The sequence below is a fragment of the Pseudomonas syringae group sp. J254-4 genome (assembly GCF_032586855.1).
GTDB lineage: Bacteria > Pseudomonadota > Gammaproteobacteria > Pseudomonadales > Pseudomonadaceae > Aquipseudomonas > Aquipseudomonas amygdali.
This window is the reverse complement of the sequence record NZ_JAWHOO010000035.1, coordinates 30,166-45,267: the sequence shown is the minus strand read 5'-3', so window position 1 is coordinate 45,267 and position 15,102 is coordinate 30,166. Positions and strand designations below refer to the sequence as shown.

16 protein-coding genes are annotated in these 15,102 nt (G+C 60.1%); 7 read left to right on the top strand and 9 right to left on the bottom strand.

Annotated elements, in window-relative coordinates; translation table 11 throughout:
• Positions 1 to 151: 151 nt before the first annotated feature.
• The 3 genes from RYB09_RS26525 to RYB09_RS26515 form a co-directional block, all read right to left on the bottom strand.
• The gene (locus RYB09_RS26525) at positions 152 to 922 is read right to left on the bottom strand and encodes a molybdopterin-dependent oxidoreductase (RefSeq protein WP_002554189.1); all 771 of its coding nucleotides are present in this window, start codon (positions 920 to 922) and stop codon (positions 152 to 154) included.
• Entirely contained in the window at positions 919 to 1,539 is a 621-nt protein-coding gene (locus RYB09_RS26520; RefSeq protein WP_316890927.1) for a cytochrome b/b6 domain-containing protein, read from the bottom strand. Before RYB09_RS26520 ends, RYB09_RS26525 begins: the two co-directional genes overlap by 4 nt.
• A gap of 72 nt (positions 1,540 to 1,611) precedes the next feature.
• Positions 1,612 to 2,217, bottom strand: a complete 606-nt coding sequence (locus RYB09_RS26515) for a hypothetical protein (protein WP_002554191.1) — start codon at positions 2,215 to 2,217, stop codon at positions 1,612 to 1,614.
• Between the two features lie 170 nt (positions 2,218 to 2,387).
• Here RYB09_RS26515 and RYB09_RS26510 point away from each other — a divergent pair, with 170 nt between their 5' ends.
• Positions 2,388 to 3,077 (top strand): heavy metal response regulator transcription factor, encoded by a 690-nt coding sequence (locus RYB09_RS26510; RefSeq protein ID WP_316890925.1) that lies wholly within the window; start codon positions 2,388 to 2,390, stop codon positions 3,075 to 3,077.
• The gene (locus tag RYB09_RS26505) at positions 3,056 to 4,444 is read left to right on the top strand and encodes a heavy metal sensor histidine kinase (protein WP_122280542.1); all 1,389 of its coding nucleotides are present in this window, start codon (positions 3,056 to 3,058) and stop codon (positions 4,442 to 4,444) included. The genes RYB09_RS26510 and RYB09_RS26505 overlap by 22 nt, the downstream gene beginning before the upstream one ends.
• Positions 4,445 to 4,463: 19 nt before the next feature.
• On the opposite strand, the gene RYB09_RS26500 is transcribed toward RYB09_RS26505, so the two are convergent.
• Positions 4,464 to 5,132 carry a polysaccharide lyase family 7 protein gene (locus tag RYB09_RS26500; protein WP_005733740.1) on the bottom strand — a complete coding sequence of 223 codons (669 nt, stop codon included), beginning with the start codon at positions 5,130 to 5,132 and terminating at the stop codon, positions 4,464 to 4,466.
• 553 nt (positions 5,133 to 5,685) lie between these two features.
• Between RYB09_RS26500 and RYB09_RS26495 the strand changes: the two genes are divergently transcribed.
• From RYB09_RS26495 to RYB09_RS26475, 5 genes are read left to right on the top strand one after another with little or no spacing between them, the layout of a single operon-like run.
• The gene (locus RYB09_RS26495) at positions 5,686 to 6,138 is read left to right on the top strand and encodes a MarR family winged helix-turn-helix transcriptional regulator (protein ID WP_002554194.1); all 453 of its coding nucleotides are present in this window, start codon (positions 5,686 to 5,688) and stop codon (positions 6,136 to 6,138) included.
• On the top strand, positions 6,135 to 8,222 hold the full coding sequence (locus tag RYB09_RS26490; protein WP_316890922.1) for an FUSC family protein: 2,088 nt from the start codon (positions 6,135 to 6,137) through the stop codon (positions 8,220 to 8,222). The genes RYB09_RS26495 and RYB09_RS26490 overlap by 4 nt, the downstream gene beginning before the upstream one ends.
• Positions 8,219 to 8,428: a DUF1656 domain-containing protein gene (locus RYB09_RS26485; RefSeq protein WP_005744635.1), complete on the top strand. Its 210-nt coding sequence runs from the start codon at positions 8,219 to 8,221 to the stop codon at positions 8,426 to 8,428. The genes RYB09_RS26490 and RYB09_RS26485 overlap by 4 nt, the downstream gene beginning before the upstream one ends.
• Positions 8,425 to 9,309, top strand: coding sequence for an HlyD family secretion protein (locus tag RYB09_RS26480; RefSeq protein ID WP_230016496.1), 885 nt, complete (start codon positions 8,425 to 8,427; stop codon positions 9,307 to 9,309). Before RYB09_RS26485 ends, RYB09_RS26480 begins: the two co-directional genes overlap by 4 nt.
• Positions 9,306 to 10,739, top strand: coding sequence for an efflux transporter outer membrane subunit (locus RYB09_RS26475; protein WP_058409104.1), 1,434 nt, complete (start codon positions 9,306 to 9,308; stop codon positions 10,737 to 10,739). The genes RYB09_RS26480 and RYB09_RS26475 overlap by 4 nt, the downstream gene beginning before the upstream one ends.
• A 20-nt stretch (positions 10,740 to 10,759) precedes the next feature.
• On the opposite strand, the gene RYB09_RS26470 is transcribed toward RYB09_RS26475, so the two are convergent.
• The 5 genes from RYB09_RS26470 to antC form a co-directional block, all read right to left on the bottom strand.
• Complete coding sequence (locus RYB09_RS26470; protein WP_316890919.1) at positions 10,760 to 11,305, bottom strand: GNAT family N-acetyltransferase; 546 nt, start codon at positions 11,303 to 11,305, stop codon at positions 10,760 to 10,762.
• Positions 11,306 to 11,591: 286 nt separating this feature from the next.
• Complete coding sequence (gene catA, locus RYB09_RS26465) at positions 11,592 to 12,497, bottom strand: catechol 1,2-dioxygenase (RefSeq protein WP_219169564.1); 906 nt, start codon at positions 12,495 to 12,497, stop codon at positions 11,592 to 11,594.
• 61 nt (positions 12,498 to 12,558) lie between these two features.
• Positions 12,559 to 12,849, bottom strand: coding sequence for a muconolactone Delta-isomerase (catC, locus tag RYB09_RS26460; protein WP_219169566.1), 291 nt, complete (start codon positions 12,847 to 12,849; stop codon positions 12,559 to 12,561).
• Between the two features lie 40 nt (positions 12,850 to 12,889).
• Positions 12,890 to 14,011 carry a muconate cycloisomerase family protein gene (locus RYB09_RS26455; RefSeq protein WP_316890916.1) on the bottom strand — a complete coding sequence of 374 codons (1,122 nt, stop codon included), beginning with the start codon at positions 14,009 to 14,011 and terminating at the stop codon, positions 12,890 to 12,892.
• Positions 14,012 to 14,068: 57 nt separating this feature from the next.
• The gene (gene antC, locus RYB09_RS26450; protein WP_316890914.1) at positions 14,069 to 15,091 is read right to left on the bottom strand and encodes an anthranilate 1,2-dioxygenase electron transfer component AntC; all 1,023 of its coding nucleotides are present in this window, start codon (positions 15,089 to 15,091) and stop codon (positions 14,069 to 14,071) included.
• Positions 15,092 to 15,102: the final 11 nt, after the last annotated feature.

The following is a 15,102-nucleotide window of genomic DNA, read 5'->3' as shown; positions in this document are numbered from 1 at the left end:
CAGAATGCAGGCCGCCAAGGCAGCGTAGGTGGATAATTGTCCAACCTTCGGGGGTCATACCAGAGCGTGAGGAACGAGAGGAGCCCGTGAGAACACCTATCGTGCCCATGCTCCGCGTGGGCATGCATTTCTGGACGCTCTGCGTCCGCTCCTAGATCCCGCTGAACCAGTTGTAGCCCTGATCCTCCCAGTACCCCCCAGGATTCTCGTTGCTGACGAAGATCTCGACGATGTGCTTGGGGTTCTTGAAGCCCAGCTTGGTCGGCACCCGCACCCGCAACGGATAGCCGTAATCAGGTGGCAGGGCCACTTCACCGAAGTCCAGCGCCAGCAACGTCTGCGGATGCAGCGCAGTGGGCATATCCAGGCTTGAATAATAGCGATCGGCGCACTTGAAGCCGACGAAACGTGCCGTGGTATCGGCGCCGATGTACTCCAGAAACGTCTTCAGCGGCACACCGCCCCATTGCCCTATCGCGCTCCAGCCTTCAATACAGATCAACCGCGTAATGTCAGTGCGTTGCGGCAACTTGCGCAATGCATCCAGCGTCCATGGCTGCTTGTCACGCACCAGCCCGGACACCGCCAGCCGATAGTCGGAAAGCTCCACCTCCGGCACGTTGTATTCGGGGTAGAACGCATTGAACGGGAACGGGTTGGTCAACTGCGCCTTGCTGTAGGTCGGGGCCAGTTTCTGGCCGTTGAACAGCCAGGCCTGAACCCGGTCATTCCAGCGCGACATGGCCCACAGCACTTTATCGACCTGATCGCCATCCTGCAGGTTGCAGCCGGTGAGCATCGACATCGCCCCCACGGTCAGCCCGGCGCGCAGAAAAGAGCGGCGCTGAATATCGACAAGTTGGCTCTGCTGCGCAGGCTCAAGACGAATGCGCTGGGTGATGCGTTTACGAGGTTCGTTCATGGTTGCGCAGTTCCGTCTTCGTTCGGCTGGCGGCCGCCGGTAATCATGGGTAACAAGGTACTGGGCACCAGCACGACCAGCACCAGATGAACAACAACAAACGCGCCGATGGCCGTCATCGCGCCAAAATGCACCCAGCGGGCGAAATCGAACCCGCCCAGCAGGGCAACCAGGCCCTGAAACTGCACCGGTTTCCAGATCGCCAGCCCGGACACCACGACCAGCACGCCCATGATCAACACCAGCCAGTACATCAGTCGTTGCACCGCGTTGTAACGGCCTTTGACGTGGGCCAGGCGAAAATGCAGCGCATCACTCATGTCACGCTTCACTTCGGACGGGCGAACCGGCAGCAGATCGCGTTTGAAGTGGCGGCTGAATACGCCATACAGCACATAAATCAGACCGTTGATGACCAACAGCCACATCACCGCGAAGTGCCAGGCAATGGAACCGCCCAGCCAGCCGCCGAGGGTCAGGAATTTGGGAAAGGTAAATGGCATCAGTGGCGATGCGTTGTAAATCGCCCAACCGCTCATGAACATGCAGACCATGCCCACGGCATTGACCCAATGCGTCAGACGCACCGGCCACGGATGAATGGGACGGGTTTTCATGTCGAGATTCCTCTGAATCAGGCATGGCCGGGAATGTCAGCAGCAGCCAGCCACTGACATCCTCGGCGGCGATCACATCGGCGGAGTGAAACCGTCCTTGCCGACTGCCACACCACGAGCAGACTTGCCGTCGTCAGCCGGGAACACCACGACCTTGGCGCCCTTGGTCAACTGATCAACCTTGCCTGGCTCGACGTAGGCGATAGGCACATCCTGCGGCACCACCAACTTCTTCTCGCCACCCTCGTATTTGACGGTCAGCGTGCGGCCATCGGTGCCAGCCAACGTGCCAACGGTGCCATTGGTCATGGTGCCGGTGCTGCCATCAGCGTTTTCCCAGCCATAGTGACCTTCGCCGCTGCCTTTGAGGCTGGCTTCAAAAACAGTCACCTCCAGCGCTTTCAGTGTGCCGTCCGCCTGCGGGATGGCAGCCGAACCGACAAAACTGTCGCCTTTGATTTGCTTGAAGTCAGCTTCGGACACAAGACGAATACCGGTCTTGTCAGTCAGCTTGATACTTTCGTGCTGACCCGAACGGGTGGTGAAATCGAGGGTGTCGGCGCTGACGCTGTCGACGGTCCCGCGCATCGGTTTAACCACCTTCATGTCAGCAGCCTGAGTCATGACAGCAGCGCTGAGCAACAGCAGGCCGAACGTAGTAGAGAGTGCAGTCTTCATCGGTACTTCCTTGGCAGTTGATATCTGAAACCCATCCTTGCACCGTTACCGGCACCGCAGAATGACCGGGCAATGACATTTTTGTCATTCGCCGGACACCTCGTCGGCAACTGGTTAGACTCCGGCATCGGCGCACCATGGGTGCAGGCAAAAGCGTAGCGGACAAAACGATGCATATCCTGCTGATTGAAGACGACACCAAAACCGGCGAATACCTGAAGAAGGGCCTGGGTGAGTCCGGCTACAAGGTGGACTGGACCCAGCACGGTGCCGACGGCCTGCACCTGGCACTGGAAAACCCCTACGACCTGATCGTGCTGGATGTGATGCTGCCAGGCATCGATGGCTGGCAGATCATCGAAGTGCTGCGCGCCCGGCAGGACGTGCCGGTGCTATTCCTGACCGCTCGCGACCAGTTGCAGGACCGGATTCGCGGGCTGGAGCTCGGCGCTGACGATTATCTGGTCAAGCCATTTTCCTTCACTGAACTGCTGCTGCGCATCCGCACCATCCTGCGCCGGGGCGTGGTGCGCGAGGCAGACCATTTTCATCTGGCCGACCTTGAACTGGACCTGCTGCGCCGCCGCGTGACGCGTCAGCAGCAGGTCATCGTGCTGACCAACAAGGAGTTTGCCCTGCTACACCTGTTATTGCGCCGCGAAGGCGACGTGCTGTCACGGGCACAGATTGCCTCGGAAGTCTGGGACATGAATTTCGACAGCGACACCAATGTCGTCGACGTCGCCATCAAGCGTCTGCGCAGCAAGGTCGACCTGCCCTACCCGGTCAAGCTCATCCACACCGTGCGCGGCATTGGTTATGTGTGCGAGGTACGGCCATGCGACGCCAGCCTTCCCTGACCCTGCGCTCGACCCTGGCATTTGCCCTGGTGGCGATGCTCACCGTCAGCGGTGCCGGCCTGTATCTGTATCAGTCAATCGAAGCAACAGTGATGCAACGCAGTGACCATGCCGTGCTTGCGCGACTGGACCACTTTCGCAAGCTGCTGCGCTATGACCTGACCATGGACAACCTCAAGGGCAGCCCGCAGCTGTTCGAGAACATGCTCGACAGCGAAGAAGATATCTTCATCATCGGAGAGCCGGGCAAGTCACCGGTTATCTCCGTCAACCCGCAGCACGCGCCCTTGCCGGAACTGCCGACCGTGGCGCAGGACCAACCGCTGCGTGTCGATGACCTGCGCAGCGGCATGAGCCTGCAAGGCGTGCCGTTGCGCGCTGCTGCCGTACAGGTGATGTCCAACGGTGTCGAAGTACGTTTGCAGGCAGCGCACCTGATGGTCAAGGAAATGGCCATGCTCGCCAGCTTCCGTCAGCGCATCTATATAGCCGTGGCCCTGGCGTTTCTGATCACCGCAGCCCTGGGTTATGTACTGCTGCGTCGCGGCTTGCGTCCACTGCGAAGAATGGCTGCCCATGCCGCCGCAATCACCCCCGCCAGCCTGCACAAACGCCTCGACAGCCGTGATACGCCCGTCGAGCTGCAACAATTGAGCGACGCCTTCAACGCCATGCTTGACCGTCTGGACGATGGCTATCGACGCCTGATGCAGTTCTCCGCCGATCTGGCCCACGAGATTCGTACGCCGGTCGGTTCGCTGATGGGCCACTGCCAGGTTGCCTTGCGCCAGAACCGCAGCGCCGACGAATATCAGGTCCTGCTGGCTTCCAATCTGGAAGAGCTGGAACGTATCTCAAGGCTGGTGGAAAGCATCCTGTTTCTGGCTCGAGCGGACGAAGCCCAGGCTGCGCTGGAACGCCAACCGCTGGACCTGCACGATGAATTGCAACGCGTGGCTGGTTATTTCGAAGGGCTGGCTGAAGAGCGTAATCTGCGGCTGAGCCACAGCGGACAAGGCACGTTGCTGGCCGACCCGATCCTGCTGCGCCGTGCACTGAGCAATCTGGTTGCCAACGCAATTCGCTATGCGAATGAAAACAGCGAAATCCTGATTCGTGTTGCGGCAGTTGATCGTCAGTGGCGAATCGAGGTAGAAAATCAGGGCCCGGTATTACCACAAGCCACGCTCGCGCGACTGTTCGACCGCTTCTATCGGGGTGACGCCTCGCGCCATGAGCGCTCGGACTCCAACGGCCTGGGGCTGGCCATTGTTACAGCAATCATGCACCTGCATGGCGGGCGGGTCGAAGTGGCTCAACCCGCCGCCGGCAGAATCTGCTTCAGTCTGATATTTCCAGCGGTCTGAATCTTCCAGACCGTAACGATCAATTCTTTTTCTCGTGGGCAATGGCCAGCTTGTAGAAAGTGGCCGAACCGCCTTCAGTGGTGTAACCGGTATTGTCCTGGGTATAGACCCCTGCCTTGAAGTAGAACAGTTTACTGGCCCAGGCTGAATCCAGCTTGGCGTACCAGACTGCGTCGAAGGCATTGACCGTCAGGTCGCCGCTGGGCGACAGGTTGATGGTGTAGTTGAACTGCTTGTTGAGCGGCACGCCCTGCGCAATGGTAATGACCTCGATTTCCGAGTCTGGCGTACGACGAAACTTGGCGACGATATTGCCGGTCTGCAGCTTCTCCTTGTACTGGTACTCCACCTTCAGCAGCGGCTCGGTGCTCTGGTAGCAGTGAATCTGACCGATCACGATTTTGCCCGTGGAAGGCACTTGATCGACCTCCAGCGTCGCGCGCAGAAAATTGTCAGCGCTTGAGTAGGCCCAGTTGAAGACCCTGCCATCGGACGTCGTCTCGCGTAATTCGGAGCGCGGGTACTTGGCGTTCTCTGTGGTGGAACCGGTCACCGGTGCCCAGAAAAACAGCGTATCCCCGGATTGAAAATAGCCATCCCGATAACCCTTAACCAACTTGGGGGTTTCGATGATGGTCGCGGGACTTCCGACAGGGACGGAAAGATTCCAGGTGGCAAGGTCGATCATGGAGTAGCTCGCAAGGTACGCATTGCGCACCGACAGAATGGCTCTGGAACGGGCGTGCTGGCCCGTTTGGTCATCCAGACTATCGGCTGAATCGTTTATTTTTTAAACAGCAACGACAACGCAATGACGCCAATAAACCGCCACAAAAAGACCAATGCCACTACTTTGATGTCAAATCACGATACAAGGCAGATTGCCATCCATTTGCTGCAGGCGGCGAATCATCAGGACCCTTCTATCGGGTGCCGCGCCATTTTTTTGAATGAGGCTGAGTAAAAGCTCGGCGCTTCTGGGTCTCTTGCCGACGAACGGTAGCAATTATTTTTTGAAATAATGAACTTTCACCGCTAAAAGCGGACGCAGATAGCCGTTCATCGCCTCTACGCTCCCTCAAAAAAACCGTTCGGACGTCCCTGTAACCCAAAAAGCCCCACTGGGCAGTTACGGGTTGACTGTAAGAACTTGTTACGAGATATTAGTTAGCATCCTACTAATATCCTCCCTAACAATAACGCTCCTAACTAAATTGTTCACAACCCAACCCCGGTGATTCATGCTTGTCGACCCACTGCATCGCGCTGTCAGTAGCGGCCTGGTAGCCGCCTCTCGCCAATGGCGACGCATTTGCCAGAACACACTGGTCACCTATGAAATTTCTGAGGCATGTGCCGGGCCACTGCTGGCCATTGCGCGCCTGGGTGACGGCGTGCATCAGGTAAAAGTCGCGCAGGCGGCCGGCATGGAAAGCCCGACACTGGTGCGCCTGCTCGACCAACTGTGCAAGGCCGGCATCGTCTGCCGCAGCGAAGACCCCAATGATCGCCGCGCCAAGGCCCTCAGCCTTACGGACAAGGGTCGTGCGCTGGCAGGCTCGATAGAACAGGAGCTGACGCGTCTGCGGGCGGATGTGCTTCAGGGCCTTCAACCTGCCGATCTCGAAGCCACCTTGCGGGTATTTCAGGCCTTCGCCGAGGCTGCACAAGGTGAGCACGGGGGGCAGGTTTGAACGGATTTTTCTCCAGCGTCCCACCGGCACGCGACTGGTTCTACGGCGTGCGTACCTTCGGCGCGTCGATGCTGGCGCTGTACATCGCGCTGTTGATGGAAATGCCTCGCCCCTATTGGGCCATGGCCACGGTGTACATTGTCTCCAGCCCCTTTGTCGGCCCGACCAGCTCCAAAGCCCTGTACAGGGCCGCCGGAACTCTGGCGGGCGCGGCTGCATCGGTATTGCTGGTGCCGATGTTCGTACAGACGCCCTTGCTACTGGCCATCGTGGTCGGGCTGTGGACCGGCACGCTGTTGTTTCTGTCCCTGCACTTGCGCACGGCCAACAGCTACGCACTGATGCTGGCGGGTTACACCATGCCGCTGATTTCCCTGCCGGTGGTCGACAACCCGCAGGCCGTATTCGACATCGCCGTGTCGCGTACCGAAGAGATTTTTCTAGGCATCATCTGCGCCGCCGTCGTGGGTGCGATGTTCTGGCCCAGACGCCTGGCACCGGTGTTTCAGGCCACCACGGAAAAATGGTTCAGTGACGCCTCGACCTACAGCCAGCGCTTTATCAGCCGCACCTGTGAGCCCGAGGAAATCGGCGCACTGCGCAATTCGATGGTCGGCAGCTTCAACTCGCTGGAAATGATGATCGGCCAGTTGAGTCACGAGGGTGCACGCAAGCAAACCGTACGCAACGCCAGTGAACTGCGCGGCCGGATGATCCACCTCTTGCCGGTCATTGATGCACTGGATGACGCATTGTGGGCGCTGGAGCGACGCACGCCCGAGCTGTTGGCCAGCCTGAAACCCGTACTGCAAAAAGCTTGCGACTGGCTTGAAAGCACTGCCGACGGCCCGCAACGGGAGCAATGGCAACAGTTGCACGATGAGCTGGAACGCCTTCAGCCGAACTCCACACAACTGGACGACCGCGATCAACTGCTGCTCTCCAATACACTGTTCAGGCTCGGCGAGTGGATCGACCTGTGGCTGGATTGCCGAACCCTGCAATACGCGATCAAGACCGACGATCAGTCACAGTGGCGCGCGGTCTATCGCCACTGGCGTCTGGGTCGGCTGACGCCATTTCTGGACCGCGGCCTGATGCTCTACTCAGTGACTTCGACGGTACTGGCGATCATCGCTGCATCGGTGTTGTGGATTCTGCTGGGCTGGAAAGACGGTGCCAGTGCCGTGGCATTGGCAGCAGTGTCGTGCAGCTTCTTTGCAGCCATGGACGACCCTGCCCCGCAAATCTACCGGTTCTTCTTCTGGACCCTGCTTTCGGTGGTATTTGCCAGCCTGTACCTGTTCGTGGTGCTGCCCAACCTGCACGACTTCCCGATGCTGGTGCTGGCCTTTGCGGTGCCCTTCATCTGCGTCGGCACCCTGACTGTGCAACCGCGTTTCTTTCTCGGCACACTGCTGACCATCGTCAACACCTCGTCGTTCATCAGCATTCAGAGCGCCTACGACGCGGACTTCATGAACTTTCTCAACTCCAACCTGGCGGGTCCTGCCGGGCTGTTGTTCGCCTTCATCTGGACCCTGGTGTTCCGCCCGTTCGGCGTCGAACTGGCGGTCAAGCGTCTGACCCGTTTCAGCTGGCGTGACATCGCCAGCCTCAGTGAAAACGCTTCTCTGGCCGAACACCGGCGCATGGGCGTGCAAATGCTCGACCGCCTGATGCAGCAATTGCCGCGCCTGACGCTCACCGCTCAGGACACCGGGATTGCCCTGCGTGAGCTGCGCGTCGCGCTGAACATGCTCGACCTGCTGGCCTACACCCGCCGCGCCACGCCTGCGGCTCAGGTATTGCTGCGTCAGGTGATCGACGAAGTCAGCGGCTATTTCAAACAGTGCCGCAAGGCCGGTGAAAGGCTGCCCGCGCCCCGCGGCCTGCTGATGGCAATGGACCGCGCACGCCGTTCGTTGACGGCTCAGGAGATGGGCGACAACCCGGCCCGGTTGCATCTGTTGCACGCCCTCAGCGGCCTGCGTCTGGCCTTGTTGCCGGGGGTCGAGATTGTCACCGTGGGCGGCGAACTGACCGAGCAACTGCCGCATAACATCGATGGAGCGCCCCTGTGATCGGTGATCTGGATATCAGCGGGATCTTCATCCCCACGTTCCTGGCGATGATGGGTATCGCCTATCTGCTGTTTCTCGCCGTGCACGCGCTGCTGTCGCGTGCCCACTTCTACCGTCTGGTCTGGCACCGGGCTTTGTTCAACGTAGGTCTATACGCTTTGTTGCTCGGCGCCGTGGATACTCTAAGTCGATACCTGATGACATGAAAAAACCGATACTGACACTGGGCCGTGTGGTCCTGACCCTGCTGGTTGTCACTCTGGCCGCCGTCGTTGTGTGGCGCATGGTGATGTATTACATGTACGCGCCGTGGACCCGCGACGGGCATATTCGCGCCGATATCGTGCAGATCGCGCCGGACGTGTCCGGGCTGATCCAGAAGGTCGAAGTCACCGACAATCAGCCCGTGCACAAGGGCCAGGTGCTGTTCACCATCGATCAGGACCGCTTCCGCCTGGCCTTGCGTCAGGCGCAGGCCACGGTCGCCGAGCGCCAGGAAACCTGGGAGCAGGCACGCCGCGAGAACAAGCGTAACCGTGGCCTGGGCAACCTGGTGGCGCGTGAGCAACTGGAAGAAAGCCAGTCCCGCGAAGCCCGCGCCCTTTCTGCGCTTGGTGAATCAAAGGTCGCAGTGGATGCCGCGCAGTTGAATCTGGATCGTTCGGTGATCCGCAGCCCGGTGGACGGCTACCTTAACGACCGCGCGCCCCGAGACCATGAATTTGTCACCGCCGGGCGTCCGGTGTTGTCGGTGGTCGATGCCGCATCGTTCCACATCGACGGCTATTTTGAAGAAACCAAACTGGACGGCATTCATGTCGGCCAGGGCGTCGACATTCGCGTCATCGGTGACAACGCACGGCTGACCGGCCATGTGGTGAGCATCGTTGCAGGTATCGAAGACCGCGACCGCAGCAGCGGCTCGAACCTGCTGCCCAACGTCAACCCGGCCTTCAGCTGGGTGCGTCTGGCACAGCGCATTCCGGTGCGCATTGCTTTCGATGACGTACCTGCCGACTTCCGCATGATCGCCGGGCGTACTGCAACGGTGTCAATCATCGACGATACGCAGGAGCGCACACGATGAAACGTGCCTTGCGCGTGGCCGCACTCGGTTTTACTGCCGTGTTGTCGGCCTGTCAGGTAGTCGGGCCGGATTACCAGTTGCCCAAGGATGGCGCGATTAATCGTCCGGATTTACAGGGCGAGCTGGCCGGGCGCTCGGTCAACACGGTGTCGGCCCCGGTGCCTGCGCACTGGTGGCGGCTGTATCAGGATGCGCGTCTGGATGAACTGGTGCGCCAGGCCATTGCCTCCAATACCGACCTGCGCATCGCCGCCGCCAACCTGCAGCGTGCCCGCTACCAGACCTCGGAGGCCGAAGCGGCGGGCGGTTTTACCAACGGCGCGAAAATTGGCGCACAGCGCGTGCAGGAGTCGGGCGAAGCGTTTTTGCTGACCGACAAGGTGCCGGTCGCCAATGTCGGGGATGTGGGCCTGACCACGTCGTATCAGTTCGATCTGTTCGGCACCTTGCAGCGCGGCATCGAAGCGGCGCAGGCCAATGTCGATGCAAATCAGGCGGCGGTCGATACCGCACGCATCACCGTGGTCGCCGATGTGGTTCGGGCCTACACGCAGATTTGCGCGGCCAACGAAGAGCTCGACATCGCCCGCGAATCGCTGGACCTGCAGCAACAGAGCGTAACCCTCAACCAGCGTCTTCGCGATGCCGGGCGAGGCGATGAAACCCAGGTCACTCGCTCGCAGACGCAGTTCAAGTCATTGCGCGCCGAAATGCCCCGTTACGAAGCGCGGCGTCAGGCGGCGATGTTCCGCCTGTCGATGCTGCTGGCCAAACCTGTCGAGCAACTGCCCGCCGGGGTCAGCAGCTGCAATGCGCTGCCGCACATTGCGCAGGTCATGCCGGTAGGCGACGGCGCAGCACTGCTCAAACGCCGCCCGGATGTGCGTCAGGCTGAACGTCATTTGGCGATGTCGACTGCGCAGATCGGTGTTGCCACCGGCGAGTTGTATCCGGACATCAGCATCGGCGCGAGCATCGGCACTACCGGCCTGATCGAGAACCTCGGCAAACCGGCCGCCAACCGCTGGGGCTTCGGGCCGCTGCTGAACTGGACCATCCCGTCCAACGGCTCACGCGCACGTATCCATCAGGCTGAAGCCTCGGCGCAGGCTGCACTGGCGCGCTTTGACGGTGTAGTGCTGAACGCCATCCGTGAGACCCAGACCGGTCTGGCGCAATACACCGCCCTGCTCGACCGTCGCGATGCTCTCAAGGAAGCCGAACAATCGGCCAAGGAAGCCGCTGACCAGACCCACCGCTTCTACCAGGCCGGACGCGCCTCGTTCCTCGCTGACCTGCAAGCCACACGCACTTACACCGACGTGCGTGCACAAATGGCCGAAGCCAACACCCAGGTGGCCATGGGACAGATCAACCTGTTTCTGGCACTCGGCGGCGGCTGGGAAAAGGATGACGTGGCGCAGAAGTAGGAAGGGCGTTCGCTCCGCTATCAGGCCTCGCTCGGATTGATCAGTGCCCTCAGGACATGGTCTTCCCAGACGCCGGCAATTTTCAGGTAGGCGCGCGCGTACCCTTCCTTTTCGAAGCCGAGTGATTGCAGCAGTCGCTCGCTGCGTATATTGGCTGGCATGTGGCTGGCCATGATTCGATGCAGCCCCATCTGTTCGAAACAATAGCGATTGCTCACCTCAAGCGCCCTTTGCATCAAGCCACGCCCCTGAGCAGTCTCTGCCAGCGAGAAGCCGAGGTTGCAGGCCTGAAAAACGCCCCTCACGATATTCGTGTAACTGCACCGCCCCAGCAATTCGCCGCCGTCTGGCTCGGTGACGAGGAAGAAAATTGCACTGCCAGACTGCATGCTTTCCCACTGCTGCTGAACCCTGGATCTGGCGTTTTCGAGAATGAAATAGTCATCGTCCCTGAACGGTTCCCAAGGCTGCAGATGCTTGCGATTGGCCTTTTCGTACCGGTTGATCAACTCGCAATCATCAAACGCCAATACCCTTATAGAAAAGCCCTCGCCCGAATACTGCATGCATCCTCCCGCGTCAGTCATTGACGACACTCACCACCTGGCTTGTTATACCTAGCCCTGATGATTCCAGCACTGGACGCTCTGCGCCACAAGAGGACGCGGAGCGTCCAGAACGGCATGCGACGCAGAGCGACGCACGATAGTTGCGATGATCGTTCCTCACGCTCCCGAACGGCATGACGACGCGGAGCGACGCACGATAGTCAGGGTATCGTTCCTCACGCTCCGCGTAGGAATGCCGTTCTGGACACTCCGCGTCCGATCTTGAGTGGCGGCTGCGCTCGACTCAGACTTCCAGTGCCCGTAGGCGTTCCTGGCGGCGTTCGTCCTCGACAGTCGTTGCAGGCTGGAGCACAAAGTCGAAGTCTATGTCTGCGTGGCGGCCATTGGCGTCTTCGGTGAAGCGAATTTCGGCGATCAGTTCATCGCGCGTGGCGTAGGCAAAATCATCGTGCAGGTACTTGTCGCCCGCCAGATTGATCTGCGTGGTGAGGTGACGATGGCCAGGCGCTGAAATGAAGAAATGAATGTGTGCCGGACGTTGACCATGACGACCCAACTGGTCGAGCAATTGCTGAGTCGGCCCATCCGGCGGGCAGCCGTAGCCTGATGGCACGATGCTCTGGAAGCGGTAGCGCCCTTGTGCATCGGTGCGGATCCGGCGACGCAGGTTGAAAGCCGATTGCGACGGGTCGAAATACGAGTAGGTGCCCCCGGTATTGGCGTGCCACACATCGACGATGGCATTGGCCAGCGGCGCTCCATCGGTGCCGCGAACCTGGCCGGTCATGAACAGTACGGTTGCAGGGTCCTGACCATCGTCCAGGCGGGCATAGTGATCGGACAGCGGAGCCCCCGCGACATACAGCGGCCCTTCAATGGTCCGCGGGGTGCCGCCAGTCTGCCCGGCCTGTTCGTCTTCAGCGTCCATCAGCAAATCAAGGTAATGCTCGAGCCCCAGCCCTGCGACCAGCAAACCGGCTTCCTGACGGCTGCCAAGCACGTTGAGGTAATTGACGGCTTTCCAGAACTCTTCCGGCGTAATACGCAGGTCTTCGATGATTTTTATCGTGTCGGTCAGCACCCGGTGCACAACGCTTTTCATTCGCGGGCTGCCACCTGGCTGGTCAAGGCCGCAAGCCTCATTGAAGAACTGTTGCACATCGTCGGTCTGGGAAATGCGTACGCTCATGGTCTTTTCCTCATCGGTGTTCATTGTTGTTTTGTCGGTGTCGGGCTGAAAAGGTACGAACTCAGCGGTCGTCTTGATGGATGGAAGACGGGTGCCTGCACAGGGCCGTAACCTCGATTTCCATGTAGGGATAAAGCGGCAGTTGCAGCAATGTGTCGTGCAGCGCCTGGGCGTCCGCCACGTCGAAAATACTGACGTTGGCGTACAGCCCGGCGATGCGCCACAGATGGCGCCAGGTGCCCTCTTCCTGCAGACGCTGGGCCAGGGCCTTTTCATCAGCCTTGAGTCGAGCGGCCTTGTCGACCGGCATATCGGTCGGAAGTTTGACGGTCATGCGGACGTGGAAAAGCATGTTGTGGGTATCCTCGTGGCTAGTCTTGTGCTCCGGCAGATCAGCTGCGGGCAAAGTGCGAAAGACGCTCAGCATCCAGCTCCAGCCCAAGCCCTGGGGTGTCGGGGATGATCAGTTGAAAATCGCGATAGACCGGAGGCTCGACCAGAATGTCTTCGGTCAGCAGCAGTGGCCCGAACAGTTCGGTGTGCCACTCCAGCCGGTCGAGTGTGGCGAAGGCGTGAGCTGCTGCCAGCGTGCCGACGCTACCCTCCAGCATGGTCCCGCCGTACAAACCGATACCGGCGGCTTCGGCAATCGCAGCGGTGCGCAACACGGCACGCGGGCCGCCGACCTTGGCGATTTTCAGAGCGAAAATCGACGCTGCACCCGACTGCGCCAACGCAAAGCTGTCCTGCACCGATTCAATGGCTTCATCGGCCATCAATGGAATCGGGCTGCGAGCATTCAGACGAACCATGGCCGCACGGTCGTGGCGCGAAAGCGGCTGCTCGATCAACTCGACGCCCGCCTCTGCAAGCAACTGGCAGCCACGTATGGCCACCGCCTCGCTCCACGCCTGATTGATGTCGACACGCACGCTGGCTCGATCACCCAATGCCCGCTTGATCGCCGCAACATGAGCGATATCACGGGCGGGTTCACCGGCACCGATCTTCAGCTTGAAATGCCGGTGACGGCGCATTTCCAGCATGCGCTCGGCTTCTTCGATGTCCCTGCCGGTATCGCCGCTGGCCAGTGTCCAGGCCACTTCCACACCGTCGCGCACGCGTCCGCCAAGCAATTCGGCAACCGGCAACCCAAGGCGCTTGCCCTGGGCATCAAGCAGCGCCGTTTCAACCGCCGAACGCGCGAACGTATTGCCGCGAATGGCACGATCTACGCGCTGCATCAACGCGTTGAGGTTGGTGGCGTCTTGCCCGACAAGAAGCGGAGCGAACCATTTGTCGAGGTTCACCTTGATGCTTTCCGGGCTCTCTCCGGCATACGCCAGACCGCCGATGGTGGTGGCCTCGCCGATACCGATAATGCCGTCACTGCACCGAATGCGCAGGATGACCAGTGTCTGACCGTGCAGGGTATGCATGGCCAGTTTGTGCGGACGAATCGTCGGCAGGTCGACGATCAGGGTCTCGAAACGTTCGATCGTGATGGCACTCATGGGGGTTCCGTCTGCTGGGTAATTGTTCTGGAGCAACGACTGGCGTCAGGCGGCCGGTCAAACGCTGCTGTCGGCGAATTTCTCGAAGTACAAACGCGAGGCGTCCAGCGAATGCCCGTGCAGCCAGTCCTTGATGGACTCGACCATCGGTGGCGGCCCGCACACGTAAATGTCTGTGGGTACTTCGGCCAATGCAGCGGCGTCCAGGTGATCGACGATGTAGCCGCGCCTTCCGCTCCAGCCGGCCTGCTCTTCGCTGACCACCGGGACAAACCTGAACCCGGGAATCTGCTGACTGTAGGCTTCAATTCGCGCAAGCTGGCAAAGGTCCTGCGCCGTACGCACGCCGTAATAAAGGTGCACGGGCTGCCCGCAGCCTCCTTTGGCGGCGATCTGATCAAGCATGCCGAGGAAGGCGGACAGCCCCGTACCTCCGGCGACAAGCGTCAGCGGCCGATCGACATGGCGTAAGTAGAACGTGCCCAGTGGTGCTTCGAACTGAATCACGTCGCCCACCTGGCAGCGGTCACGCACGTAGTTGCTCATCGCCCCGTCAGGTAACAGGCGAATCAGGAACTCCAGCGTGTTACTGCCGGGAGCATTGGCAAACGAATAAGAGCGACGCAGATCAGTGCCGGGAATTTGTAACCGGGCGTACTGGCCGGGCAGATAATCCAGCCCACTGGCCTGCTCATCCAGCGTCACCTGAACAATGGCGGTGCCCTGCGAAACCAGTTCGACCTGGCTGACCTTGCCTTGAAGGGCGCTCGGGCCGGTGTTGTCACACAGGCTGGAGGCGAAATCGAAGTAGAACGCCGCATCGGACTTCACCCGGGTCTGGCAGCTCAGCACCTTGCGCTGCGCCAGGTCGCTGGCCGAAAGCGCCTCATCGTCCACGTAATCCTGGGTGTACTGCCCCGACTCGCAACGCCCCTGACAGGTGGCGCACACGCCTTCGCGGCAATCCATCGGCAACGTGATCCCGCTGCGTAACGCAGCATCCAGCAACAGTTCATTGTTCTGCACGTTGCAGAACAGCGTCTTGCCGTCAGCAAAACTGAAAGCGACCTTATAAGTCATGTCCGCCCCGC